A 250-nucleotide genomic window follows, 5' to 3' on the forward strand; every position below is an offset into this window, starting at 1 on the left:
CGCGTCGCCAGCCGCGAACGCGACGACGACCGCGGCCACGTCTATGCCTTGTCGAGCCTCGACGAGCTGCTGCCCGACGCGGATGTCGTGGTGCTCGGCGTTCCCCTCACCGACGACACCCGGCACCTGGCCGACGACGCCTTCTTCTCGCGCATGCACGACGGCGCGCTGTTCGTGAACATCGCTCGCGGCCCCGTGGCCGACACCGAGGCGCTGCTCGCGCACACGTCGAACGGTCGGCTGAATGCGG

The 250-nt window shown here is 70.8% G+C and carries 1 protein-coding gene; it reads left to right on the forward strand.

Annotated features, from left to right (window positions below):
* The coding region (locus SB771_RS36025; RefSeq protein WP_410722164.1) for an NAD(P)-dependent oxidoreductase at positions 1 to 250 on the forward strand (250 nt) is incomplete at both ends.

The sequence above is a fragment of the Burkholderia sp. SIMBA_051 genome (assembly GCF_046534915.1).
Lineage (GTDB): Bacteria > Pseudomonadota > Gammaproteobacteria > Burkholderiales > Burkholderiaceae > Burkholderia > Burkholderia ambifaria.